Genomic DNA, 24226 nt, shown 5'->3' with positions numbered 1-24226 from the left:
AAAAACCTCTCAGCTAAGGAGAGGTTTTTTTACAACCAGCTCCTTATCTGTCAGCGTAATGCTGCGAGAATTAGCACCGTGTCTACAATTGTAGATCGGTTGCCGGGTTTCGTCGGGCTCGTCCCTCCACCTGCTCTTGATAAGAAGTATTTAGAAATGTTTAAATTTTTAAGATAACTGAATTTTGTCAGATATTTTTCATGTTGTCAATTACTTTTTGAAAAAATTTAATTTATCAATTCGATTAATGGCTTCTCGTAATCTATCTTCTGTATGCAAGAGACCAACACGGACATACCCTTCGCCATGTTCACCAAATCCAACACCAGGAGCAACTGCAACATGTGCTTTTTCTAGTAAAATATCAGCAAATTGCTCAGAGGTATATCCTTTTGGAACAGGAAGCCATGCAAAGAATGACCCTGTTGGAATGTCTACATTCCAACCAATTGATTGACAAGCCGAAATAAGAGCGTTTCGTCGAGATTCGTAACTATTTACAAGGTCTATTACGCAAGACTGTGAACTTAATAGTGCTTCGCGGGCAGCATCTTGAACTGCACCAAAAATACTAACATACATATGATCTTGTAATAAGTTAATGGTTTCAATGACACTTTCATTCCCTACTGCAAAAGCAATACGCCATCCAGCCATATTGAAAGTTTTCGATAGAGTGTAAATTTCAATACCTGTATTTTTAGCACCGTCTGCTTGCAAGAAACTAACAGGTTTTTGACCATCAAATCCGATAGCGCCGTAAGCAAAATCATGAACGACTAATATATTATGTTTATTAGCAAAATGAATAGTTGCATCAAAAAAATCTTTTGATGCAGTAGCACCTGTAGGATTATTTGGATAGTTTAAAAACATTAATTTTGCACGCTCGGCAATAGAGTTATTAATTTTTGTATAATCTGGTAAAAAGTTATTTTCTGCAATAAGCGGCATTGTTTCAAATTGTGCTTTGGCTAAAGCAACTCCTGATAAATAATCTGGATAGCCTGGATCTGGAACGAGAATCGTATCACCAGGGTTTGTAAAACAAACTGGTAATTCTACTAATCCAGCCTTTCCACCAAACAATATAGCAACTTCAGTTTTCGGATTTACTACTACATCATATTCACGTTGATAGAATGTTGCCACGGCTTCTTTTAAACTTTCATGTCCGCGAAATGGCGGATATTTATGATGAATGGTCTTTTCTGCAGCATCTTGTAAAGCTTTTACGATATGCTGCGGTGTTGGTTGATCTGGATTACCTTGACCTAGATTAATAACATCATGACCAGCTGCAACGACTTTGTTAACTTTTGCAACAAGTGAAGCGAAAAATTGTGTTGGCAATGATGTTACTATCTCAGAAGGTTGAAATAATTTCATACTTTCCACCTCTTTTGAAAGTTGTTACAATTCTAGTGACAAATGATATAATCTTTCCAGTATTTTGTAAAGAGAAAAATAAGAATGGGGCTGAAAAAATGAAAGTCGCATGTATTCAAATGGATATTGTTTTTGGAGATGTAGAAAAAAATATTGAGAATGCTAAAAATAAAATAAGCGAAGCGATGAAGGAGAGACCGGATGTTATTGTCTTACCAGAATTATGGACAACAGGATATGATTTAACAAGACTTTCTGAAATTGCAGATAGGGATGGATTGGAAACGAAAGAAAAGTTGAAAGAATGGTCGAAACAATATGGTGTACATATTGTTGGTGGTTCCATAGCGAAGCAAACAGAGCAAGGTGTTACAAATACAATGTATGTGGTAGACAAGGAAGGAGAACTAGTCAATGAATATAGTAAAGTGCATTTATTTCAGCTTATGGATGAACATAAATATTTAATCGCAGGAAATAGTACAGGTGAATTTAAGTTAGATGATATAGAGTGCGCCGGCACAATTTGTTATGACATTCGTTTTCCAGAGTGGATGCGCGTTCATACTGCGAAAGGTTCAAAAGTTTTATTTGTTGTAGCAGAATGGCCATTAGTTCGTTTAGCACATTGGCGTTTGCTATTGCAAGCAAGAGCAGTTGAAAATCAGTGTTATGTTGTTGCCTGTAATAGGGCAGGAAAGGATCCGAATAATGAGTTTGCCGGTCATTCTTTAATTGTCGATCCTTGGGGCGAAGTTGTTGTAGAAGCGAATGAAGAAGAATCAATTTTATTTGGAGAGCTTGTATTCGAGAAAATTAAAGAAGTACGTAAAGGAATTCCAGTTTTTGCGGATCGCCGTCCAGAATTATACAAATAAAATGTTGACAAGTGATTTTTATTCTTGGTATAGTCTTCAACATAAAGTTAAAAATTCAAAAAATTATACAACTCTTATCAAGAGCAGGTGGAGGGATTTGGCCCGATGAAGCCCAGCAACCGACCGTAATACCATTGTGAAATGGGGCGTTTATTACGCCAAAAGGCACGGTGCTAATTCCAGCAGAAAGTAAAACTTTCTGGCAGATAAGAGGGGAGAAGATAAACTTCAAACCTCTTTCTTAGTGGAAAGAGGTTTTTCTGTGTTAGAAAAACCTCTGAATTTAAAAAGGGGGAGAAGACGATGGGATATTATTCATTAACAGAAATAACAGCTGTACAATATGCGAAAGAGAATGGCTATTTTGAGGCGAAGGCAAATGTCATTTGTCATGAAATCGGAGATGGAAACTTAAATTACGTGTTCAAATTAGATGATGGAGAGAAATCCATTATAATAAAACAAGCACTGCCTTATGCGAAAGTAGTTGGTGAAAGTTGGCCGTTGTCTATAAAAAGAGCAACGATTGAAAGCAAGGCACTGCAAATTTTTGCGCAGTATGTACCGGATTATGTTCCGGTAGTGTACAGTCATGATGAAGAGTTAGCGATAACGGTAATAGAAGACTTATCAAGACTAACAATTACAAGAAAAGGATTAATAGACGGAGAAGAATATCCGCTTTTATCCCAGCATATCGGCCGTTTTCTAGCACATGTTTTATTTTACACTTCAGATTTTGGTTTACAATCAGAAGAGAAGAGGGTACTAGAAGGTACCTTTGTAAATCCGGATCTTTGTAAAATTACAGAGGATTTAGTGTTTACAGATCCGTTTGGACATTATGATACAAATGATTATGAGCCAGATTTACAGCTCGTGGTTGATGAACTTTGGAGTGATAAAACTTTAAAACTAAAAGTAGCACAATATAAATATAAGTTCTTAACAAGAAAAGAAACTCTTATTCATGGTGATTTACATACTGGTAGTATTTTTTCGTCACCTTCTGAAACGAAAGTGATTGATCCAGAATTTGCGACCTATGGCCCATTTGGATTTGACATAGGTCAATTTATTGCAAATCTATTATTAAATGCTTTATCTAGAGAAGAAGAAAAAAGAAGTGTATTATTTTTCCATATAGAAAAGACGTGGAGTTATTTTGTAGAGACTTTTACAAAGTTATGGATTGGAGAAGGTGTAGAAGCATATACGAAAGAAAAACAATGGTTACCAATTATTTTGCAAAATATCTTTACTGATGCTGTTGGATTTGCTGGATGTGAACTGATTCGTAGAACAATTGGTTTAGCTCATGTAGCAGATTTAGATGAAATAGAAAATAAAGAAACAAGAATTCAAGCTAAGAAACAAGCGCTATCCTTAGGTAAAGAACTAATAAAATATGAATCTAAAAGTGCTGATATTCAACTGTTTCGAACGTTATTTCAACAGACAGTTTCAGGAGGCATAAAAGCATGAGTACAATTGTTACTGTTCCGATATCTGTAAGTTGGAAAGGTGATGCAATTGCGGTATTAAATCAAACGAAATTGCCGCATAGCACAGAATATAAAACATTGACGACTATTGAAGAGGTTTGGAAAAGCATCGTAATGTTAGAAGTACGAGGAGCGCCTGCAATTGGAATTGTAGCTGCATTTGGCTTGGCGCTTGCATCAAAAAAATATAACACTGTACATATTGAAGAATTTCAAAAGAAGTTTAATAGAGATTGTAATTATTTAGGAACGTCACGCCCGACAGCAGTCAATTTATTTTGGGCAATTGATCGTATGAGAGAATCTATTCGAGAGATTACTACAATAAAAGAAGCACAAAAAACATTAGAAGAAGAAGCGCTTCGCATTCAGCAGGAAGATGAAGAGGTGTGCCGAAATATTGGGGAATATGCGTTAACATGTTTTAAAGATGGCGATAATATTTTAACAATCTGTAACGCTGGAAGTATCGCAACTGCCAGATATGGAACTGCATTAGCTCCCTTTTATATTGGAAAAGAGAAAGGTGTGCGTTTACATGCATATGCGTGTGAAACGAGACCAGTTTTACAAGGTGGTCGCTTAACGACGTGGGAATTGAAGCAAGCAAATATTGATGTGACCCTTATTACAGATAATACTGCAGCTCATGCTATTCAAACGAAAGAAATAAATGCAATTATTGTAGGGGCGGATCGAATTGTCGCAAATGGAGATACGGCAAATAAAATAGGGACAATGAATTTAGCTATTTTAGCAAAGCACTTTGATATCCCATTTTATGTTGCTGCGCCACTGTCAACATTTGATGTTAGGAAAGAAAATGGAGCCGAGATAATTATTGAAGAAAGAGATGAAACAGAAGTTACGAAAATCTTTGGAAAACAAGTAGCACCAATTGGAACGAACGTTTATAACCCTGCATTTGACGTAACACCGAACGAATTAATTACAGGAATTATTACTGAGAAAGGTATTATAAGCGGGGATTATAAACGAGAAATTGCATCATTATTTGAAAAACAGGCTAATACATAATAGCTTGTTTTTTTATGCCTAAATGCATTGTTTTCTCTTACTTATATAATGAAAGGAGGAGAAGGGGATGGAAGAGTGGATCAAGATGATAGGTAATGTAGGGTTTCCAATTGTTGTAACATTATATTTACTCCACCGTATTGAAAGTAAATTAGAGGGGGTAATTGTTGCAATTGAGAAGCTCCCGCGGCAATTACTAAAGTACGAAGATCCTCGCGATAAAAAATAAAGTTTGCTCTTCGTGAGCAAACTTTATTTTTTATTGAGCAGTATAACCACCATCGATAACGACAGCTTGACCAGTTATACCTTTCGCTTTTTCGCTCGCTAAAAACATAGCATAATCAGCGATTTCTTGTACTTGTAGCAAACGCTTCTGTGGTACAAGTGGATAAATGACATCTTCTAAAACATTTTCAAGTGGTACATTTCTTGTAGTAGCTAAGTTTTGTAGTTGATTACGTACAAGAGGGGTATCGACATAACCAGGGCAAAGGGCATTAACAGTAATACCATGCGTAGCACCTTCTAAAGCGGCAACTTTTGTTAATCCAATTACGCCATGTTTTGCACTATTATAGGCAGCTTTTCCAGCAAACCCAACCAGGCCGTTAATAGAAGCGACATTAATAATACGACCATATTTTTGTTGTTTCATAATCGGAAAGGCATGCTTAGTTGCGATAAACGGAGCAATTTGCATAATTTGAATTAGCAGCTCGAACTTTTCAGTTGGAAAGTCTTCAATGGGTGAAACGTGTTGCATTCCTGCGTTGTTAATTAATATATCTAATGAACCGAAATGATCAACTGTTTGAGAAATTGCTGCTGTAATTTCCTCTTCAGATGTAACGTCACATTTTAAACCGATAGCTTGAAAACCTTCATTTTGTAATTGTTCAGCAGCTTCTTTCGCACGTTCTTCAAGACGATCAGTAATCACAACTTTTGCACCTTCTTTTGCAAAAGCACTTCCCATTTCATATCCAATACCACTCGCAGCACCTGTTAAAAAGACAACTCGATTTGTAACCATGATGAAAAACATCCCTTCGTAATAAAGTTCTCATATTGCTCTATTTAGAGAGGGGATAATAAAAATCCTGCAAAGATTTGGAAAAATATTGTTAGGAGGATTTGAGTTATGTCAACAAGTCAAATGTTGAAAGGGATTTTAGAAGGATGCTTACTTGCTATTATTTCTGAAGGTGAAATATACGGTTATGAAATGAGTGAAAAGCTAGCGAAGTATGGCTTTACAATGGCGAGTGAGGGAAGTATTTATCCGTTATTAATACGAATACAAAAGGAAGGATTAATAACAAGTGTAATGAAGGAATCTCCATCTGGCCCAAAGCGAAAATATTATACATTAACAGAAAAAGGCGAGGAAGCACTTAATGAATTTATGGATCGCTGGGAAGCGATGCAAAGTAGTGTAGAGCGTCTACTAGTAGGGAAGGGGAGAAAAAAATAATGCTATCAAGAGAAGCACGAAAGTTTTTATTAGATATGAGATTATTTTTGACGGCAAAGAGTGTAAAAGAAAGTGATATTGAAAACTTTTTAGAAGATGCAGAGTTGCATTTAATAGAAGGTGAGAGTGAGGGCAAGAGCGTAGAAGATATTTTTGGAAGCTCACCGAAAGAATATGCAAATGAACTTGTAAAAGTGATGGAAAGAGATAGACAGGAGACGTGGAAGCAAATTGGTTTTACAGTAATGAATATCGTATCATTTTGGATTATTGCTTCTATCTTAATAGTGAATCATGGAATGTTACAGATTTCACTTATTCAGTGTATCGGTTATAGTTTTTCATTGATTTTAGTTGTTATAGGTCCTAATTTTCTACTTCGTAAAATGGCCTTCGTAACAAGTTTTACAAAAACATGGTTTTCTATGTGGTCTTTAGTTATGATTGCTCCAATGTTTTTATTAGGAGCTGTTACGATATTAGACGTGATCTATCCGACAAAAACGCTCACATTCACCGAAGTGCAAGGTTATATAGTAGCTGGTGGGATTTTTATCATCACAGTAGCTATAAATATATATTTTGAAGGATGGTTTAAAAACTTATATTTAATCATTCCACTTTCAATTATGTTAGTGTTTAAAACATTTACATCGGAAGATCTTATGCCAATGCTAATTCAATTTATATGTTTATACGGAAGTTTATTTATTTTAATTTTCGTTGAAATTATGATGAAGACGAATAGAAGAGAAATGGTTAAATAAGGGAGGGGTTATAATGAAGATTTCTAAAGAAGGTGAAAAGTTTTTAATCGATACGAAAGTATATTTAATAACAAAAGGGATTAAAGAAGAAGATGTGGACGCTTTTCTAGAAGATGCAGAGCTTCATTTAATAGAAGGTGAAAAAAAGGGAAAGACAGTAAGTGACATATTTGGTGACTCACCAAAAGAGTATGCGGAAGAATTAGCGAAAGAGATGGAGAAGGATAAAAGCGGGAGCATAAAGACTATTTTAGGAATGATAATTGGGATAGGTGGATATTGGTTACTTACAAATATTTTATTTGAAAGTCCGAATCAACAATTTAAGTTAACAAATGTACAGTTAATCGGTTATCCTATCGTTTTAATCATTACGATTATTGGAACAATTGTTGCATTTAGAATGTCTTCTTTCAAAAGCAAATTAGTAGAATTTGGAATTATTTATGTAATAGTAATGGTTCCTATTTTATTATTGGTGTTATTGATGTTTATGAATAAATGGTATGGGACGCCTATATTACAATTGTCGACAATGCAAACATATATATTAGCAGCAATTATCTTTTTATTACTTCTTATTGGTGAAGTATATGTTCTTGGCTGGATGGGTGTTTTGGTGCTAATTGTTCCTCTTGCAATTATGTTCATATTTAAAGACTTAGAAGAAAGTAATGTATTTTGGGGAATTGCAAAGGTCTTACTTATGTATGGAAGTATATATGGATTAATGAAATGGTCTTTAAAAATTGAAGAAAGAAAAAGTGTGAACTAGAAATTCAATAAAAAGCGGCTGCTCTGGATATACCAAAAATTATTTCCAAAGAAATATTATATAGGGATTTTTAGAGGGATTACATTTATATTTAGTTGTCTATTTTTATTTCTAGCAGCCGGGATTTGGTTTGTTGATTGGAATAAGTTGTTTTAAACAGTAACATGAGGGTTACTGTTTTTTTCTTTGTAATAAAGAGCTTTGTAAAGAGAGCGCTTTTTGTTCTTCCGTTAATAAGGAATGAATATGAATGTTTTCTGGACGAGGGACTATCGGATACATAAGATTTGTTGGAGAAGGGTGGTGCTCCGAGCCGGTTGGAGAATGAGGATCTGCATGAGTAAGTTTTCCATGAACACGTCTTGTAAATAAAATATGACCAATTTCGTGAGCGAGCGTATATATATTTTTCATAGGAGCAGCCGAATTTGTTAAAACGATATAGCCAGTAAGTTGCTGTTGTTTTGCTAAAGAATAAGCGCAGGCAATTACTGCTGTTTCTTTGAAATAATTACTGCCAATATAACAAATATAAAGGTCGCATTCAGGAGCTTCATTTACACATGCTTGGAAAAAGGATGCCAACTTTTCTTGACTTTGAATGGAATTTTTATAACTGATTTCACGGTCAGAAAAACGGAAAAGTTCATTTAATACAATGACTTCTTGAATTTGAAATGTAATAGGGTGCCAAATTGATTCTGCAACAGCTAAATCTTTTGCGATACGGTCATCAGAAATATCGGCGCCTGGAGTAATGCAAATACATATATTGACGTATGGATCCATAAGGAACACCTCAAATAAAAAATTCTTCCTATAATATATGTGGGAAAAAGATGCTATGTATGGATAAACGCCTTCTTTATTGAATATATAGATGACAAGTCGAAAAAATTTCATAGTTCTATAACATGGTGTGGCCGTCTTTTTGATATAGTAAAGGAAAGGGGGAGAATATATGTATACATTAAAAATCGTTTCAGACAGAGAAGCACTTTATCAATTTGCGAGTTATGTAAGAGTTGTACAAGGGGTTGAAGATGTATATGTAGAGGTGGGAGAACCTTTATATGAACATCCTTTAATGAAGTTTTATGTACATATTAAGCTGAAAGAAACATATGAGCAACATAAAGTGTTACAGGAAATAGCAAGATTAGTAGAATTAGGTCGTTTTACATATGTCCATTATCGTAATGATGAAATTGAGGAAGCTTTTGAAGCTGTAAAATATGAAAGTTTTAAGAAATAAAGGTGAAAAAAAGGAGGCGAAAGCTTCCTTTTTTTCTTTAAAATTACATGAACAAAAAGAGAAAAATTTTGTTATGATAAGGGAGGTTAGGGAAAGGGGAATTTACATATGGGGTATATTGAAGAGTTACGCAAAGTCGTTGGTACAAGGCCGCTTATTCTCGTAGGATCAGCAATCATTATATTAAATGATAATCAAGAAGTATTGCTTCAATATCGTTCAGATACATATGATTGGGGTGTACCTGGTGGGGCGATGGAACTGGGCGAAACGACAGAAGAAACTGCACGTAGAGAGTTATTTGAGGAAACGGGATTAACTGCAAAAATAATGCAATTTCTTGGTGTTTTATCAGGAAAAGAAGTATATTTCCGTTATCCGAATGGCGATGAAATTTTCAATGTCATTCATCTGTATCAGGCACATCATGTGAGCGGGGAATTGAAGCTCGATCATGAAGGGCTCAAACTCCAATATTTTCCGGTTGATAAGTTGCCAAAATTGAATGAAACGACAGAGAAAATTTTACAAAAGTTTTTATATGTGCTAACAGAATAGAAGGTTAATTCCTTCTATTTTTATTATATTAAATATTTTGATTTTTTAGTATGTTTATAGTATGATAGTTATAGATATACATCTTATGGAATTTCACCTAAAAACTTACTAGGGTACATAAGAGAGGGGCAAGTACAAAATGCATAATGTTGTTATTACAGCTGCAGTTCGTTCGCCAATTGGAACTTTTGGAGGAGCGCTAAAAAATGTAACGCCAGTAGAATTAGCTGTTCCTGTACTTCAGGAAGCTGTAAAACGAGGCGGGGTAGAACCAAATGAAGTTGATGAAGTAATTTTAGGTCATTGTATTCAAAGAACTGATGAAGCAAATACGGCGAGAACAGCTGCATTAGCGGCAGGATTTCCTGACACAGTTACGGGATATACAATCCAACGTCAATGTTCTTCAGGTATGCAAGCAATTATGTCAGCTGCAATGCAAATCCAATTAGGTGTAAGTGATGTTGTTGTTGCAGGTGGAGTAGAAGCGATGAGTTCGAGCCCTTATGCATTGAAACAGCACCGCTGGGGACAACGTCTACAGCACGGAGAAATTCGTGACACGGTGTGGGAAGTGTTAGAAGATCCGATTCACCATATTATGATGGGTGAAACAGCGGAAAATTTAGTTGAACAATATGAAATTACAAGAGAGGAACAAGATGAAGTTGCTCTTCGCAGTCATACATTGGCACTGCAAGCAATTGAGTCTGGATACTTTGACGATCAAATTGTTCCTATTACGATAAAAGAACGTAGAAAAGAAATAGTATTTTCGAAGGATGAACATCCACGTGCAGATATTACAGCTGAAAAATTAGCAGGATTAAAACCAGCGTTCCGTAAAGACGGATCAGTAACTGCAGGAAATGCATCTGGCCTGAATGACGGAAGTGCAGTTCTAGTATTAATGAGCGAAGAAAAAGCGAAAGAAAAAGGCTTACAACCGTTAGCTAGAATTGTTGGATATTCAGTAGCTGGGGTAGATCCAAAAATTATGGGTATTGGGCCAGCACCAGCAATTCGTAAAGGTTTAGAAAAAGTAGATTGGTCATTAGAAGATGCAGATTTACTTGAAATTAATGAAGCTTTCGCAGCTCAATATTTAGCTGTAGAGAAAGAGTTAGGTTTAGACCGTGAAAAAGTGAACGTAAACGGTAGTGGCGTAGGACTTGGGCATCCAATTGGTTGTACAGGGGCTCGTATTACAGTAAGTTTAATTCACGAATTAAAAAGACGTGGGTTAGAAAAAGGAATTGCCTCTTTATGCGTCGGTGGCGGTATCGGGGTTGCCTTATTTATAGAAGCACTATAAAAAAGAAGCAGCTATTGCTGCTTCTTTTTTTACGACTCAAATAGATGATGGAATAATCGATCGCGATTTTCAAAGAAAAGTTTCGTCGTTTGGTAATGCTCAGTTTCTTCTAATGTGGATTCGTGAATTCCCTCTTGTGTTAAAGAGTATATAGTGGATTCAGGATAAGCCATTAAAATAGGAGAATGCGTCGCGATAACAAATTGTGAACCTTGTTCAGCTAGCTCATGCATTCGAATGAGCATGGAAAGTTGTCTCATCGGTGATAAAGCTGCCTCAGGCTCATCTAAAATGTATAAACCTTTTCCTGAAAAACGGTTCATAAATAAGGAAAAGAATGATTCGCCGTGAGATTGTTCGTGTAGTGAAACGCCGCCGTAAGATTTTATAGCATCTATTTCATCAATATAAGAAGCAACGTTATAAAATGATTCAGCGCGAAGAAAGAAACCGTCGTTTGGTGTATTGAAACTTTTTGAGATTCGAAGGTATTCATGTAAAGATGAATGTGAATCGTTTGTGCTAAAGCGGAAATTCTTCGTTCCACCTTCTGCATTAAAACCTAACGCAATTGCAATTCCTTCAAGTAATGTTGATTTACCTGTTCCGTTTTCTCCAATAATGAATGTTACATTTGGATGGAAAGCTAGTGATTGTAATGTTCGGATAGCGGGTAAGCAGTAAGGATATGCGGAAAAACTAGGGATAGTTTCTTTTTTTAATGTGACATTTTGTAAAAAGGGTACGTCAATCAATATATAAACCTCAATTCATAACGGATTTTGAATTTAAAAAGGTAGCAAATACAAGTGTTAATAACACCTGAATCTCTTCTTGTCTTCTGAATATTTATGTGGATTATATCATTTAAACTATCATATTCCAATGTGAAAATAAATATTGCATGAAGTTCCATTCTCTCGTTATGATAGATGGTATTCTATTGAAAATGTGAGAAGGAGTTAAAGTATGCCGTTTACATTTGCACATCCAGCAGCAGTTCTCCCTTTTGCGAAAAAGCATTCTAAACATATTTCAGTAACGGCTCTTATATTAGGTAGTATGGCGCCTGACTTTGAATATTTCTTACACTTTAGACCGTATGGTGTAATTGGGCATACGTGGCTTGGGTTCTTATATTTAAATTTACCACTTGTCTTCTTATTAGCATACATATATCATTACATTTTAAAAAAGCCTTTTATAACACATTTACCTAAACCATTTGCTGGCTACTATACATATGCAGTAGACAAGGGGTGGGGTCTTCATACATGGAAGGAGCTTTTTGTATTTTGTTATTCAGCATTATTCGGTATGTTAACGCATGTTGTTTGGGATGCATTCACTCATAAGACAGGCTATTTTGTTATGAAAATATCATTATTGCAAAGAGAATGGTATAGTATCTCTGTTTATAAATATATGCAACATGGAAGTACATGTATTGGTTTTCTATTATTAGTATACGTTTTATGGAAGCATAGAAATGAAATGGGTAAAGACTTTATTTTAGCTTCGGAAAAAAGAAAGTATTGGATTTCAGTAATTGTTGTGGCAACTATTATATTTATCGTGCATGTGTTCCTAGATCCCTATTTTCATATTTTCCAAATTGGAGGTATAATAGTATCTGGACTGACAAGTTCATTTTGTGGACTTTTCATTGTTTCTATAGTTTACAAAGCAAGGGACTAATTTTATATTCATGAATGATAGCGTTAGGAGAAATGAAATGATGAAAGCATGGAAAAGTATTTTTGTTTTATGTAGTTTTCTTCTTATGTTAAGTGGTTGCTTCCATCAAGAAGAAAAGAAAGCTGAACCGAAGAAGAAAGAATCTATTCCTGAAACAAAAGAATATGGTGGGCGTGAGCTGAAAAAAGTAGGACAAAAAGTGAAAGAAACAGGATGGGGTACTTTCAAGTTAGAGCAGATGCATTCTGTGAATCAAACATTTGAAGTAGCGCCAATGAAAATTCACGTACAAGATGTGAAAGTAATCTCTTTATCACAGATGAGTGAAAAGGCAAAAAATACATTGAAAGTATACACGGCACTAACTCCTGAAGAAGTAAAACGTAGATTAGGGGATAAAGTAAGCCAAGAAGATGCAGAATTATATGCATCGCTAAGTGGAACAGAGATTAGTAATACAATTCGTTACGTTGAGATTACATATAAAGTGGAGAATAGCGGAAATAAAAATATGCAATTTTTCTCTATGAATGATGTTATAATTAATGGTAAGCAACATTTTAAAGTAGCGACTCAAAACTTTTTATATGACGAAGATACGTTAGTTGGTACAAAAAATGTATCAAGAGAAGACTATAAGCCTGGTGAAACAAGAGATGGGATTATTGGTTTAATACTTGACGATGGAAAAGACAAGGTAAAGGATATTCAGTTTATAACTGATGATTTACTTGCAGGAGATTCAGAAACACAAGATGTTGTAAAAGAGCCACAAACGTTTAATATCTCACTTTCGGAGTAATGTGTTTTTAAAATAATGTAAGACAAAGCAGTCAGCACTCAAAAGATTATGCTGACTGTTTTTTTATTTCTTTTATGTATGAATCTACATTTTGAAAAGGCACCTTAATTTTAAACGCATCTTTTTGTTCATTAAATTGCTTTTCATTGTAGGGACCGAAACGTTTATTGTGCTTTACGTCAATAATCCAATAATGTTCACTTTTTTTATTTGCAATTGCTGCGTCAGGGTTGTTTGGATCTGATTTTTCCTCAGTTTGTTTTGCAATAATGTATTTATCATCCCAAGCAATGTCTGTAATTTTTGCAGGGATGTATTGTGTGGCATATACAGCATCTTGCGAGGGGAAAAGTTCAAATGCATTTCCAGAAGTACGTATGAGCTCGTATTCATCGTTAACCGTATAAGTTAAGTGACTTGTGTTTCCTGTACAACCGGTTAATAGGAAGGCGACGAATAGGATTATCCATTTTTTCAATATGGGAACCTCCTTTATAATGCTATTGTAACAAATTGTACAAGAAAAGTAAGAGAAACGCTAGTTTACAATGTTTTTTAGAAGTGGTACGATGAGACGGGTAAAGAAGGATATGAAGGAGTCGACATAAAATGAAGTTAAAGATGCATCGTCCAGCGCTTGTAATGAATCGCATAGGTGCTTCCCTAATTGACATGTTTTTAATCTCGGTTATGTATGGTGCAGTAGTAGCTATTATGACCGGAAACTATAGTGCTATGTTTAAGCGCTTTAATATAAGTTTAGGTGATTTTAGATATGATTTCGCAGTAGTTTTCATATTAATGGCGATATATTTTATTGTGTTACCCTTTATTTGGAACGGTGTTACACTTGGCAAAAAGGTAACGAGAATAAAATTAATTTCATTGAAGAGTGAAAAGCTAACGTTGCAAACATTAATTATAAGATTTTTTGTATTGTTATTGCCGAACGTATTGCTATTAGGAATTCCATTAATATGTAACGTATATATGATGTTGTTCCACAAAGACAATTGCGGTTTTCAGGACTTAATTACAAAGACGAAAGTAATAAGTCTTGTATAATGAAAAAAGACCTTTTTATACATAAAATAAGAAGGTCTTTTTTTGTTATACTACAATTTATGTAATAATATCATTTTGGGTTTTGATAGATTGGAAATTGAGAAAAATTTACAATGATTAAAATAATATCTTTATATAATAAGGGGGAAATTGAAATGACTGGAGGTAGTGTAATCTTTTGGGAGATTTTAATTTTCATCGGTTTAGTTTTCGATCAGCGTAATAGTAGGAAAAAAGAAAGAGTAAAAAAAGTAATCGCTTACAAATAAATGAGCAATTTTTCTTGCTTGCAGAATAATCTCATAAAGGAGTATACTGAATGACGGTAAGACTTATAGAAGGGGTAATGAAAATGAAGCTTGCAGGAAAAGTTGCTATCGTAACTGGTGGTGGCATCGGTATTGGACGTAATACAGCTCTTTTGTTGGCTAAACAAGGCGCAAAAGTAATTGTGACGGACATTGATCAAGAAAGTGGACAAGCAACAGTGGAGGAAATTACGAATCTAGGCGGAGAAGCCCTTTTTGTATTCTATGATATGGAAAAGCAAGGAGATTGGCACCGCGTTATTAGCATCACTTTGAATGCATTCAGTCGCATTGACATGCTTTTTCAAAATGCTGGTTTATATAAAATAGATTCTATTTTTTCTCGCCAACAAGAGAACGATTCCAATGTACTTTGTATTAATGACGTTTGGATAGAGATAAAACAATTAACGTCATCTTTTATGAAACAGCAAGAAGAAGTGGTGCTTAGTGATTTACCGATTTTCGGTATTATTAGCACGAAAGGACAATCATTTCATACAGTAGAAGCCCTAGTATAATAATGAAAACCGCCCTCAATATATGTGGACGGTTTTTTTGTATGTTATATAGAAGGAAATTTTTTTAGCGAATACGTTGTTCTGTTTGGCTGTCAAAGAAATGCGCTTTATTTAAATCAAATGCCAATTTAATTTGGTCTCCAGGTGAGAATATATGTCGTGCATCAACACGTGCTGCAAAATCTTGATTTCCAAGTTTCATATATAAAATAGATTCAGCACCTAACAATTCAGCAATTTCAATTTTTGTTGTGAAAGTAGTAGATTGTGAAGCTTCTAAAAATAGTAGTTCATCATGAATGTCCTCCGGGCGAATACCTAAAACAATTTCCTTATTTACATAGCCTTGTTCACGCAGCATCTTCATTTTTCCTTCAGATACTTTGATTTTTATAGTATTGTCTATAACGAAATCGGTTTCAGTCAATTTACCACGGAAGAAGTTCATCGCTGGTGACCCGATAAATCCACCCACGAAAATGTTTTCTGGTGTTTCATATACTTCTTTTGGAGTTCCAATTTGTTGAATCTTTCCATCCTTCATAACGACAAGACGCGAAGCCATAGTCATTGCTTCTGTTTGGTCATGTGTTACATAAATTGTTGTTGTTCCAAGGCGATGATGTAGCTTAGAAATTTCTGAGCGCATTGCAACACGGAGTTTAGCATCTAAGTTTGATAATGGCTCGTCCATTAAGAAAACTTTTGCATCTCGAACGATTGCTCTACCTAACGCAACACGTTGGCGCTGTCCACCTGATAATGCTTTCGGTTTTCTATCTAAATATTGTTCAAGTCCTAAAATTTTTGCTGCATCTTTTACACGACGATCGATTTCATCTTTTGGTATTTTTCGAAGTTTTAATCCAAATGCCATATTATCATATACACTCATATGTGGATAAAGAGCGTAGTTTTGGAATACCATTGCGATATCTCGATCTTTTGGAGGAACATCATTCATTAGTTTACCATCAATTGAAAACTCGCCTTTTGAAATATCTTCGAGTCCAGCTACCATTCGTAACGTTGTAGATTTTCCGCATCCAGAAGGACCGACAAATACGATAAATTCTTTATTTTGAATGTGTAAATTAAAATCAGTTACAGCTGTTACGTTATTATCATATATCTTATAAATGTTTTCTAATTTAAGTTCTGCCATGGTATTTCCCCCTAGAAATAATTATGCAAACGTTTTCTTTGAGTTCATTATAAACGAATAGATTCAAAAAATAAATAAAAAAATAAAACGTTTTCATATATTGGAGAATTATTAGTGATTTTCGCGTTTTTTCTTAGAAAAAGAACAATAAAAATTGTAAGCGCTATTTTAAATTGAGATAGAATCTGTTATCATTCATTAATGAAAACGTTTGCACCTTAAAAAAGAGAAAAATGAATTATGAATGAAATGGGGTAGCATAATGGAAAAACAATGGTGGAAAGAAAGCGTAGTATATCAAATTTATCCTCGTAGCTTTATGGATAGTAATGGTGATGGTATAGGAGATCTTCAAGGGATTATTTCAAAGCTAGATTACTTAAAAGAGTTAGGGATTGATGTGATTTGGTTATCACCAGTCTATGAATCTCCAAATGATGATAATGGTTACGATATAAGTGATTATTGTAAAATTATGAACGAGTTCGGAACAATGGAAGATTGGGATGAACTATTACATGAAATGCATGAACGTAATATGAAATTGATGATGGATTTAGTTGTTAATCATACATCTGATGAACATAATTGGTTTATTGAATCACGTAAATCAAAAGATAATAAATATAGAGATTACTATATATGGCGTCCTGGAAAAGAAGGGAAAGAACCGAACAACTGGGGAGCTGCTTTTAGTGGATCTGCATGGAAGTATGATGAAATGACGGATGAATATTATTTACATCTGTTTTCTAAAAAACAACCGGATTTAAACTGGGATAATGAAAAGGTAAGACAAGATGTTTATGAGATGATGAAGTTTTGGTTAGAAAAAGGAATTGATGGATTCCGCATGGATGTTATCAATTTTATTTCTAAAGAAGAAGGGTTACCAACAGTTGAAACAGATGAAGATGGTTATGTTTCAGGTCATAAACATTTTATGAACGGTCCAAACATTCATAAATATTTGCATGAAATGAATGAGGAAGTATTATCGAATTATGATATTATGACGGTTGGTGAAATGCCTGGTGTAACGACAGAAGAAGCCAAATTGTATACTGGAGAAGAACGAAAAGAGTTGCAAATGGTATTCCAATTTGAACATATGGATTTAGATTCAGGAGAAGGTGGAAAGTGGGATGTAAAACCATGTTCACTTCTTACTTTAAAAGAGAATTTAACAAAGTGGCAAAAAGCATTAGAGCATACCGGATGGAATAGCCTTTATTGGAATAACCATGATCAGCCCCGCGTTGTATCTCGTTTTGGTAATGATGGAATGTATCGCATTGAATCTGCGAAAATGTTAGCGACAGTTCTTCATATGATGAAAGGAACGCCATATATTTATCAAGGTGAAGAAATCGGAATGACGAATGTTCGATTCCAATCAATTGATGAATATCGAGATATTGAAACGTTAAATATGTATAAAGAAAAAGTGATAGACCATGGTGAAGATATAGAAAAAGTAATGGATTCTATTTATATAAAGGGTCGTGATAATGCTAGAACTCCAATGCAGTGGGATGATCAGAATCACGCTGGATTTACAACAGGTGAGCCTTGGATTACTGTAAATCCTAACTATAAAGAGATTAATGTGAAACAAGCAATCCAAGATGAAGGTTCAATTTTTTATTACTATAAGAAATTAATTGAGCTACGCAAAAATAATGAAATAGTTGTATATGGATCATATGATTTAATATTAGAGAATAATCCTTCTATTTTTGCTTATGTAAGAACATATGGAGACGAAAAACTACTTGTTATTGCAAACTTTACTGCGGATGAAAGTGTATTTGAAATGCCTGAGGATATTAGTTATAGTGAATCAGAATTATTCATACACAATTACGATGTAGAAATCGGATCGATAGATAACATTACATTACGTCCGTATGAAGCGATGGTATTCAAATTGAAATAAGAAAAATCCTTATGCCACCTTGGCATAAGGATTTTTTGGGTTACCATTTTAATATGGAGAATCCATATGGAGGAAGTGTAACTTGTAATACACTTGCTTCTGCTGAAAATTCTTCATTTGTATAAATGTTAATTATTTTCTTACCAGTAACATGAAGAGGGAGTGAAACTGTAACTTCACTATTAGTAGGGTTTAAAACGAAAAAGATAGTTTCATCCTCATATGTTTTCGTATAAGAAATATAATTATGTTCATCATTTGCTTCGATGAATTGAAAAGTACCATGTCCTCCAAAAGCTGCATGTTGTTTTCGTAATGAAATCAATGTTTGTATATGTGTAAATAATGCATGATCTTGTTCTTTAGTATCCCAAATCATACATTTACGGCAATCGGGGTCCATACCACCATCCATGCCGATTTCATCTCCGTAATAAATACATGGAGAGCCGATGAAAGAAAGATGGAATACATAGAGCAATTTCAACTTATTTTTATCTCCATTGCATGTTGTTAAAATTCTTGGAGTATCATGGCTATCTAATAAATGAAAGGCTGCTTCATTTACATTCATAGAGTAGGAATGTAGAGATTCTGTAATTTGCTTCATGAATTCACTTGCTTTAATGGAATCGTTAGCAAAGTAAGAAAGTAGAGCGTTTGTAACAGGGTAGCTCATGACAGCATCAAATTGATCGCCTTGTAGCCACGGAAGGGCATCGTGCCAAATTTCTCCCAAAATATATACTTCAGGATTTAATGTCTTTATTTCAGTTCGGAATTCTCTCCAAAAGTTGTGATCGACTTCATTTGCGACATCAAGACGCCAGCCATCTATATTGAATTCTCGTACCCAATAACGTCCTACTTCAAGTAAGTATTCTTTTACATCTGGATGAGCTGTATTTAATTTAGGCATATACGGTGTAAAGGCGAAAGTATCATAATTTGGAAGTGGCTTGGTTATAATCGGGAATTCATGAATGTGGAACCACTCTTTATATGCGGACTTCTCACCGTTCTCTAGAACGTCTTGAAATTTCTCGAAAAAGTATCCACTATGATTAAACACAGCATCGAGCATTACTTTTATACCGTGCTTATGACATTCTTCAACGAGCTCTTTGAAAGTTTCTTTCGTCCCAAATTGTGGATCAATTTCCATATAGTCAATTGTGTCATATTTATGGTTTGAATGAGCTTTGAAAATAGGTGTGAAATATATTCCGGAAATGCCAAGCTTAACAAGGTAATCAAGGTTTTGAATAACACCAGCAAAATCTCCACCGAAAAAATTAGTTGGAGTTGGATTCGTACTTCCCCAAGGAAGAGTGTTTTCTGGATTCAGCGTACTATCGCCATTAGCGAATCGTTCAGGGAAAATCTGATACCAAACGGTGTCTTTAATCCAGGATGGTGCTTTGAATACATCATCTGCATGAATAAATGGAAAACAGAAAAAGTTACCAACATCATCATTTGGAATGTTAGAAAAGAATCCTCGCTCTGTATAAATAAGAGTGTCTGTTTCAGATTTTAATTCAAATCCATAACGTAAGCGCTTAAATTTTGGTTCGATTGAAATGGACCAATAATCAAATAATGCAGTAGAACCCGTTTTTTTCATTGGTGTACTTAATGAAATCCATTTCCCGTCTTTCCATTCGTAAGGATCACCGTAAATAAGATCGGCGTTTTGAATATCATCTTTCTTAGTACGTATGCGGATGTGAATTGTTTGTTCATTGTAAGCGTATGCATAATTATCTTTCGGCCTATGATAAATGGCTTCTTTAAACATATAGAAAATCCCCCTTCAATATCTCTATACATAGTATTCCCTTAAGTGTAATAATAAAGCCTATATTGCAAACGATTGCCTTTCTCGTAGCTTTAATATTGCTTATAAGAGTAGTATTCATTTCATATAAAGTCAATGCATAAAGAGTATAATGACATAATTTTTAAATTAATATTTGCAAAATGAATAAAAGAATGTATAATGATAGACAAATAGCGCAAACGTTTTCATAAATTTGAAATATTGTTTGCGCTTCAATTAAACTATTAAATGCAAACGTTTTCAGTTACTAAGGTACATAGACAATTTAGGGAGGTTTTTGGGATGAAGAAAGCATTATCATTATTAACGGTTTCCGCATTATCTATTGGTATGTTATCTGCATGTGGACCGAAAGATTCAGGGAAAAAAGAGGAAAGTAAAGCGAAAAAAGACTATGACCTTCTTGTTTGGGAAGATGAGAAAAAAGGTGTGGGTCTAGAGCCAGCGGTGAAAAGTTTTGAAAAGAAATATAATGTGAAAGTAAAAGTTGAAGAGGTTCAGATGACGAAACAAATAGAAAAACTTCGTCTCGACGGTCCAGCTGGCACAGGGCCAGATGTTGTAACATTGCCACATGATCATATTGGTAATGCGGTAACAGAAGGGCTACTTTCAGAAGTGAAAGTAGATGATACAGTAAAAAGTAAATTTACAGATTTATCAATAGAAGCACAAACATATAACGGAAAAATATACGGTTTACCAAAAGCGATTGAAACACCAATCTTTATTTATAATAAAAAAATGATGCAAAAAGCACCCGAAACGATGGATGAACTGTTTAACTTCTCAAAAGACTTTACGAAAGATGGAAAATACGGATTTTTAGCACTAGGAGATAACTTCTACTTCGCTAATGCATTTATGGCAGGTATGGGTGGTTATGTATTTGGTGAAAAAGATGGAAAGCCAAATGCAAATGATATTGGATTAAATAATAGCGGTGCGGTACAAGGTGCTGAATATATTCAAAAATGGTACAAAGAAAAGTTATTCCCGAAAGGTATTATCGGTGAATCTGGTGGTTCAGCTGCAGATGGATTGTTTAATGAAGGAAAAGCAGCATCTATTATGAATGGTCCATGGGCATTCCAAGCGATGGAAAAGGCTGGAATAGATTATGGTGTTGCTCCAATGCCGAAATTACCAAATGGTCAACCGATGAAAACGTTCGTTGGCGTAAAAGGATGGCATGTAACAAGCTTCTCTAAACAAAATGATTTAGCTACAAAATTTACTGAGTGGGTTACAAATGAAGAAAATGCTAAAATTCGCTTTGAGAAAACGAAAGAAATTCCACCAGTAAAATCAGTAATGGAAGATCCAATCATTAAAGAAAATGAGGCTGCAAAAGCGGTTGCGACGCAATCGGAAAATGGAATTCCAATGCCGAATATTCCAGAAATGCAGGAAGTTTGGAAACCAGCTGGGGATGCGCTTCAATTAGTTGTATCAGATAAAGAAGCACCAAAATCCGCACTTGATAGTGCAGTGAAACAAATTAAAGGTAATATTGAGGCAAATCATAGTAAGAAAAAATAAGGTGAAATTCGTGCCTCTAATATGAGGGGCACGAATTCTCTCCCTTCCATGTGGGAAGAAAAAAGGGGGAAGGAACATGCAAACATCTATGGAACCTGCAAAGGGGTTAAACCATTCAAAGCATAGGAAAATGGCAACCGTGTTATCAATCATTCCGGGCATGGGCCAAATATATAATAAACAATTTGTAAAAGGTCTTATTTTTCTAGTATTAACAGGTTCATTTATTGTAGCCTTTGCTGATTTATTAAATATGGGATTATGGGGCATTGTAACGCTCGGTACAGAAGTTCCACGTGACCATTCTGTCTTTCTATTAGTAGAAGGGATCTTGGCACTTATCGTTATCGCGTTTGGGCTCGGCATATATGCATTTAACTTATATGATGCATATCAAAATGGAAAGAAACGTGATATAGGAACACCGTTAAATTCTGTAAAAGAGCAATACCGTAATTTGTTAGATCAAGGCTTTCCTTATTTAATGGTTTCACCAGGTTTTCTACTACTTATCTTTGTTGTCGTATTTCCAATCATCTTCGTAATTTTAATTGGATTTACAAACTATGATTTATATCATTCTCCTCCAGCTAAATTAGTAGATTGGGTGGGTTTTAAAAACTTTATTGATATTTTCACATTACCGATGTGGAGAGATACATTTTTAAGTGTATTTTCTTGGACTGTCATTTGGACATTCGTTGCAACAACATTACAAGTTGCACTTGGTATTTTTTTAGCGATTATCGTAAATCAGCCTGGTATTAAAGGTAAGGCAATTATTCGAACAATCTTTATTTTACCGTGGGCTGTTCCAGCATTCGTATCTATTCTTGTATTTGCTGGTATGTTTAATGAAACATTTGGAGCAATTAATAACCAAGTATTAGCTTTATTCGGGATTGAAAAGATTGCTTGGATGACAGACCCGTTTTGGTCAAAGATTGCTTTAATTATGATTCAAACATGGCTTGGTTTCCCGTTCGTCTTTGCAATGACAACAGGTATATTGCAATCGATTCCAGGAGAATTATATGAAGCGGCTACAGTAGATGGAGCAACTGCTTGGCAACAGTTCCGCAAAATTACATTGCCACTTGTGTTATATGCAACAGCGCCAATATTAATTACGCAATATACGTTTAACTTTAATAATTTTAGTATTATTTATCTATTTAATAACGGAGGACCTGCTGTGTCTGGACAAAATGCAGGTGGAACGGATATTTTAATTTCATGGATCTATAAGTTAACGATGACTTCGGCTCAGTACGGAAAAGCAGCAGCTCTTACAATGATTTTATCGTTAATTGTTATTACAGTTGCGTTATGGCAATTTAAGAGAACAAAATCATTCCAAGAAGAGGATATGATGTAAATGAATATTAAACGACAAAAGATGCTACGTCTTTCATTAAGTTATTTAGTTATCTTCATAATGTGTGCGATTATTTTCTATCCATTACTATGGATAATTGGCTCATCGTTTAATCCAGGGGATAGTTTATCTGGGTCAAGTATTATTCCGAAAAATGCCACATTAGATCATTATCGCAAGCTACTTGATCTCGATTCAAGTAATTACTTACTTTGGTATAAAAATACTTTGAAAGTTAGCGTAATGACGATGATTTTCTCTGTACTAGCCATTAGTTTTACTGCTTATGCATTTTCGAGATATCGTTTTGTTGGAAGAAAGAATGGTTTATTAACATTTTTAATTTTGCAAATGATCCCGAATTTTGCAGCGTTAATCGCACTATATATATTAGCTCAGTTAACAGGATTACTTGATACACATCTTGCATTAATTTTAATTTATGTGGGCGGAGCAATTCCGATGAATACATGGCTTATGAAAGGGTATTTTGATACGATTCCGAAAGAGTTGGATGAATCAGCTCGAATGGATGGAGCAGGGCATTTCCGTATTTTCTGGCAAATCATTATGCCACTTGCAAAGCCAATCGTAGCGGTTGTAGCGTTATTTACTTTCATTGGTCCATTTACAGATTTCATTTTAGCGAGTATTATTTTGCGAACACCAGAAAATTATACTTTGGCAGTTGGATTATATGAAATGGTTGCGAAGAAATTCGGTAATGAATTTACAACGTTTGCAGCGGGTTCTGTGTTAATTGCGATCCCGATTTCAATTTTATTCCTATCACTACAAAAATATTTTGTTTCCGGTTTAACAGCTGGAGGTACGAAAGGATGAAAAATGGGACATTACGTCCCATTTTTCTTTTCATCTCCCTATAAATAACTTTATAGGGAGATGAAAAGAGATTTGACATCACATGTGAAAAGATGTCAAATAAATAGTATATTATAGTATAGGAAAAAATAGCTATATCCCTTACAATACATGAAGAGGGAGAAT

General features: G+C 34.7%; 26 protein-coding genes, 1 pseudogene and 2 riboswitches. Of the genes and pseudogenes, 20 read left to right on the top strand and 7 right to left on the bottom strand.

From position 1 onward, the window contains the following. Positions 1-40 precede the first annotated feature (40 nt). Positions 41-146: riboswitch (SAM riboswitch) on the bottom strand. A gap of 64 nt (positions 147-210) precedes the next feature. Next, complete coding sequence (locus tag JFU02_RS11500) at positions 211-1389, bottom strand: pyridoxal phosphate-dependent aminotransferase (protein WP_000765531.1); 1179 nt, start codon at positions 1387-1389, stop codon at positions 211-213. 14 nt (positions 1390-1403) lie between these two features. Between JFU02_RS11500 and JFU02_RS11495 the strand changes: the two genes are divergently transcribed. The 4 genes from JFU02_RS11495 to JFU02_RS11480 all read left to right on the top strand — a co-directional run bounded on the left by JFU02_RS11495 (position 1404) and on the right by JFU02_RS11480 (position 5039). Beyond that, a complete protein-coding gene (locus JFU02_RS11495; RefSeq protein WP_061666431.1) occupies positions 1404-2267 on the top strand; it encodes a carbon-nitrogen family hydrolase in 864 nt (287 codons plus the stop codon). Positions 2268-2338: 71 nt separating this feature from the next. Next, positions 2339-2480: riboswitch (SAM riboswitch) on the top strand. A gap of 90 nt (positions 2481-2570) precedes the next feature. Next, positions 2571-3752 (top strand): S-methyl-5-thioribose kinase, encoded by a 1182-nt coding sequence (gene mtnK, locus JFU02_RS11490; protein WP_000542690.1) that lies wholly within the window; start codon positions 2571-2573, stop codon positions 3750-3752. Further along, positions 3749-4810 carry an S-methyl-5-thioribose-1-phosphate isomerase gene (mtnA, locus tag JFU02_RS11485; RefSeq protein WP_061666340.1) on the top strand — a complete coding sequence of 354 codons (1062 nt, stop codon included), beginning with the start codon at positions 3749-3751 and terminating at the stop codon, positions 4808-4810. The genes mtnK and mtnA overlap by 4 nt, the downstream gene beginning before the upstream one ends. A gap of 67 nt (positions 4811-4877) precedes the next feature. Next, positions 4878-5039 (top strand): YvrJ family protein, encoded by a 162-nt coding sequence (locus JFU02_RS11480; RefSeq protein ID WP_000393336.1) that lies wholly within the window; start codon positions 4878-4880, stop codon positions 5037-5039. A 30-nt stretch (positions 5040-5069) separates the two neighbouring features. Here JFU02_RS11480 and JFU02_RS11475 read toward each other — a convergent pair whose 3' ends face one another. Further along, positions 5070-5846, bottom strand: coding sequence for a 3-hydroxybutyrate dehydrogenase (locus JFU02_RS11475; RefSeq protein WP_000258449.1), 777 nt, complete (start codon positions 5844-5846; stop codon positions 5070-5072). 108 nt (positions 5847-5954) lie between these two features. Here JFU02_RS11475 and JFU02_RS11470 point away from each other — a divergent pair, with 108 nt between their 5' ends. From JFU02_RS11470 to JFU02_RS11455, 4 genes and pseudogenes are all read left to right on the top strand, one after another. Further along, positions 5955-6287, top strand: a complete 333-nt coding sequence (locus tag JFU02_RS11470; RefSeq protein ID WP_201071066.1) for a PadR family transcriptional regulator — start codon at positions 5955-5957, stop codon at positions 6285-6287. Beyond that, positions 6287-7054 carry a DUF1129 domain-containing protein gene (locus JFU02_RS11465; RefSeq protein ID WP_000952331.1) on the top strand — a complete coding sequence of 256 codons (768 nt, stop codon included), beginning with the start codon at positions 6287-6289 and terminating at the stop codon, positions 7052-7054. The genes JFU02_RS11470 and JFU02_RS11465 overlap by 1 nt, the downstream gene beginning before the upstream one ends. 13 nt (positions 7055-7067) lie before the next feature. Beyond that, on the top strand, positions 7068-7829 hold the full coding sequence (locus JFU02_RS11460; RefSeq protein ID WP_061666341.1) for a DUF1129 domain-containing protein: 762 nt from the start codon (positions 7068-7070) through the stop codon (positions 7827-7829). A gap of 12 nt (positions 7830-7841) precedes the next feature. Next, positions 7842-7985, top strand: a pseudogene (locus JFU02_RS11455) (DNA-binding protein); the annotation flags it as partial. A gap of 15 nt (positions 7986-8000) precedes the next feature. On the opposite strand, the gene JFU02_RS11450 reads toward JFU02_RS11455, so the two are convergent. Beyond that, positions 8001-8618, bottom strand: coding sequence for an ImmA/IrrE family metallo-endopeptidase (locus tag JFU02_RS11450; protein WP_000371614.1), 618 nt, complete (start codon positions 8616-8618; stop codon positions 8001-8003). Between the two features lie 172 nt (positions 8619-8790). Here JFU02_RS11450 and JFU02_RS11445 point away from each other — a divergent pair, with 172 nt between their 5' ends. The 3 genes from JFU02_RS11445 to JFU02_RS11435 all read left to right on the top strand — a co-directional run bounded on the left by JFU02_RS11445 (position 8791) and on the right by JFU02_RS11435 (position 10957). Further along, positions 8791-9084: a DUF3928 family protein gene (locus tag JFU02_RS11445; protein ID WP_000288331.1), complete on the top strand. Its 294-nt coding sequence runs from the start codon at positions 8791-8793 to the stop codon at positions 9082-9084. 108 nt (positions 9085-9192) lie between these two features. Next, a complete protein-coding gene (locus JFU02_RS11440; RefSeq protein WP_201071062.1) occupies positions 9193-9642 on the top strand; it encodes an NUDIX hydrolase in 450 nt (149 codons plus the stop codon). Between the two features lie 139 nt (positions 9643-9781). Continuing rightward, positions 9782-10957 carry an acetyl-CoA C-acetyltransferase gene (locus JFU02_RS11435; protein ID WP_201071058.1) on the top strand — a complete coding sequence of 392 codons (1176 nt, stop codon included), beginning with the start codon at positions 9782-9784 and terminating at the stop codon, positions 10955-10957. Between the two features lie 29 nt (positions 10958-10986). Here JFU02_RS11435 and JFU02_RS11430 read toward each other — a convergent pair whose 3' ends face one another. Beyond that, positions 10987-11712, bottom strand: coding sequence for an AAA family ATPase (locus tag JFU02_RS11430; RefSeq protein ID WP_000568014.1), 726 nt, complete (start codon positions 11710-11712; stop codon positions 10987-10989). Positions 11713-11926: 214 nt separating this feature from the next. Here JFU02_RS11430 and JFU02_RS11425 point away from each other — a divergent pair, with 214 nt between their 5' ends. Continuing rightward, positions 11927-12655 (top strand): DUF4184 family protein, encoded by a 729-nt coding sequence (locus tag JFU02_RS11425; protein ID WP_001116860.1) that lies wholly within the window; start codon positions 11927-11929, stop codon positions 12653-12655. Between the two features lie 37 nt (positions 12656-12692). After that, a complete protein-coding gene (locus tag JFU02_RS11420; protein WP_000973897.1) occupies positions 12693-13457 on the top strand; it encodes a hypothetical protein in 765 nt (254 codons plus the stop codon). A gap of 46 nt (positions 13458-13503) precedes the next feature. Here the strand turns inward: JFU02_RS11420 and JFU02_RS11415 are convergent, their stop codons facing one another. Beyond that, on the bottom strand, positions 13504-13935 hold the full coding sequence (locus JFU02_RS11415) for a DUF3997 domain-containing protein (protein WP_000758793.1): 432 nt from the start codon (positions 13933-13935) through the stop codon (positions 13504-13506). A 131-nt stretch (positions 13936-14066) separates the two neighbouring features. On the opposite strand from JFU02_RS11415, the gene JFU02_RS11410 reads away from it, so the two are divergent. The 3 genes from JFU02_RS11410 to JFU02_RS11400 all read left to right on the top strand — a co-directional run bounded on the left by JFU02_RS11410 (position 14067) and on the right by JFU02_RS11400 (position 15351). Then, entirely contained in the window at positions 14067-14522 is a 456-nt protein-coding gene (locus tag JFU02_RS11410) for an RDD family protein (protein WP_201071056.1), read from the top strand. A gap of 155 nt (positions 14523-14677) precedes the next feature. Further along, positions 14678-14791 carry a hypothetical protein gene (locus JFU02_RS11405; protein WP_000145648.1) on the top strand — a complete coding sequence of 38 codons (114 nt, stop codon included), beginning with the start codon at positions 14678-14680 and terminating at the stop codon, positions 14789-14791. Between the two features lie 50 nt (positions 14792-14841). Beyond that, positions 14842-15351, top strand: coding sequence for an SDR family NAD(P)-dependent oxidoreductase (locus JFU02_RS11400; protein ID WP_201071053.1), 510 nt, complete (start codon positions 14842-14844; stop codon positions 15349-15351). Between the two features lie 64 nt (positions 15352-15415). On the opposite strand, the gene JFU02_RS11395 is transcribed toward JFU02_RS11400, so the two are convergent. Continuing rightward, on the bottom strand, positions 15416-16516 hold the full coding sequence (locus JFU02_RS11395; RefSeq protein ID WP_201071039.1) for an ABC transporter ATP-binding protein: 1101 nt from the start codon (positions 16514-16516) through the stop codon (positions 15416-15418). Positions 16517-16778: 262 nt separating this feature from the next. On the opposite strand from JFU02_RS11395, the gene malL reads away from it, so the two are divergent. Beyond that, the gene (gene malL / locus JFU02_RS11390; protein ID WP_086407642.1) at positions 16779-18455 is read left to right on the top strand and encodes an oligo-1,6-glucosidase; all 1677 of its coding nucleotides are present in this window, start codon (positions 16779-16781) and stop codon (positions 18453-18455) included. A 40-nt stretch (positions 18456-18495) separates the two neighbouring features. Here malL and JFU02_RS11385 read toward each other — a convergent pair whose 3' ends face one another. Then, entirely contained in the window at positions 18496-20256 is a 1761-nt protein-coding gene (locus tag JFU02_RS11385) for an alpha-glycosidase (protein WP_086407641.1), read from the bottom strand. Positions 20257-20580: 324 nt separating this feature from the next. Here JFU02_RS11385 and JFU02_RS11380 point away from each other — a divergent pair, with 324 nt between their 5' ends. The 3 genes from JFU02_RS11380 (at position 20581) to malD (ending at position 24061) form a co-directional block, all read left to right on the top strand. Next, entirely contained in the window at positions 20581-21840 is a 1260-nt protein-coding gene (locus JFU02_RS11380; protein WP_000709931.1) for an extracellular solute-binding protein, read from the top strand. Between the two features lie 76 nt (positions 21841-21916). After that, a complete protein-coding gene (gene malC / locus JFU02_RS11375; RefSeq protein ID WP_001194983.1) occupies positions 21917-23218 on the top strand; it encodes a maltosaccharide ABC transporter permease MalC in 1302 nt (433 codons plus the stop codon). Continuing rightward, positions 23219-24061: a maltosaccharide ABC transporter permease MalD gene (gene malD / locus JFU02_RS11370; RefSeq protein WP_001022600.1), complete on the top strand. Its 843-nt coding sequence runs from the start codon at positions 23219-23221 to the stop codon at positions 24059-24061. Positions 24062-24226 lie beyond the last annotated feature (165 nt).

This window comes from Bacillus sp. TH13, from assembly GCF_016651175.1.
Classification (GTDB): domain Bacteria; phylum Bacillota; class Bacilli; order Bacillales; family Bacillaceae_G; genus Bacillus_A; species Bacillus_A thuringiensis_S.
Note: the sequence above shows the minus strand (reverse complement) of the source record. Positions and strands in the feature narration are given on the sequence as shown.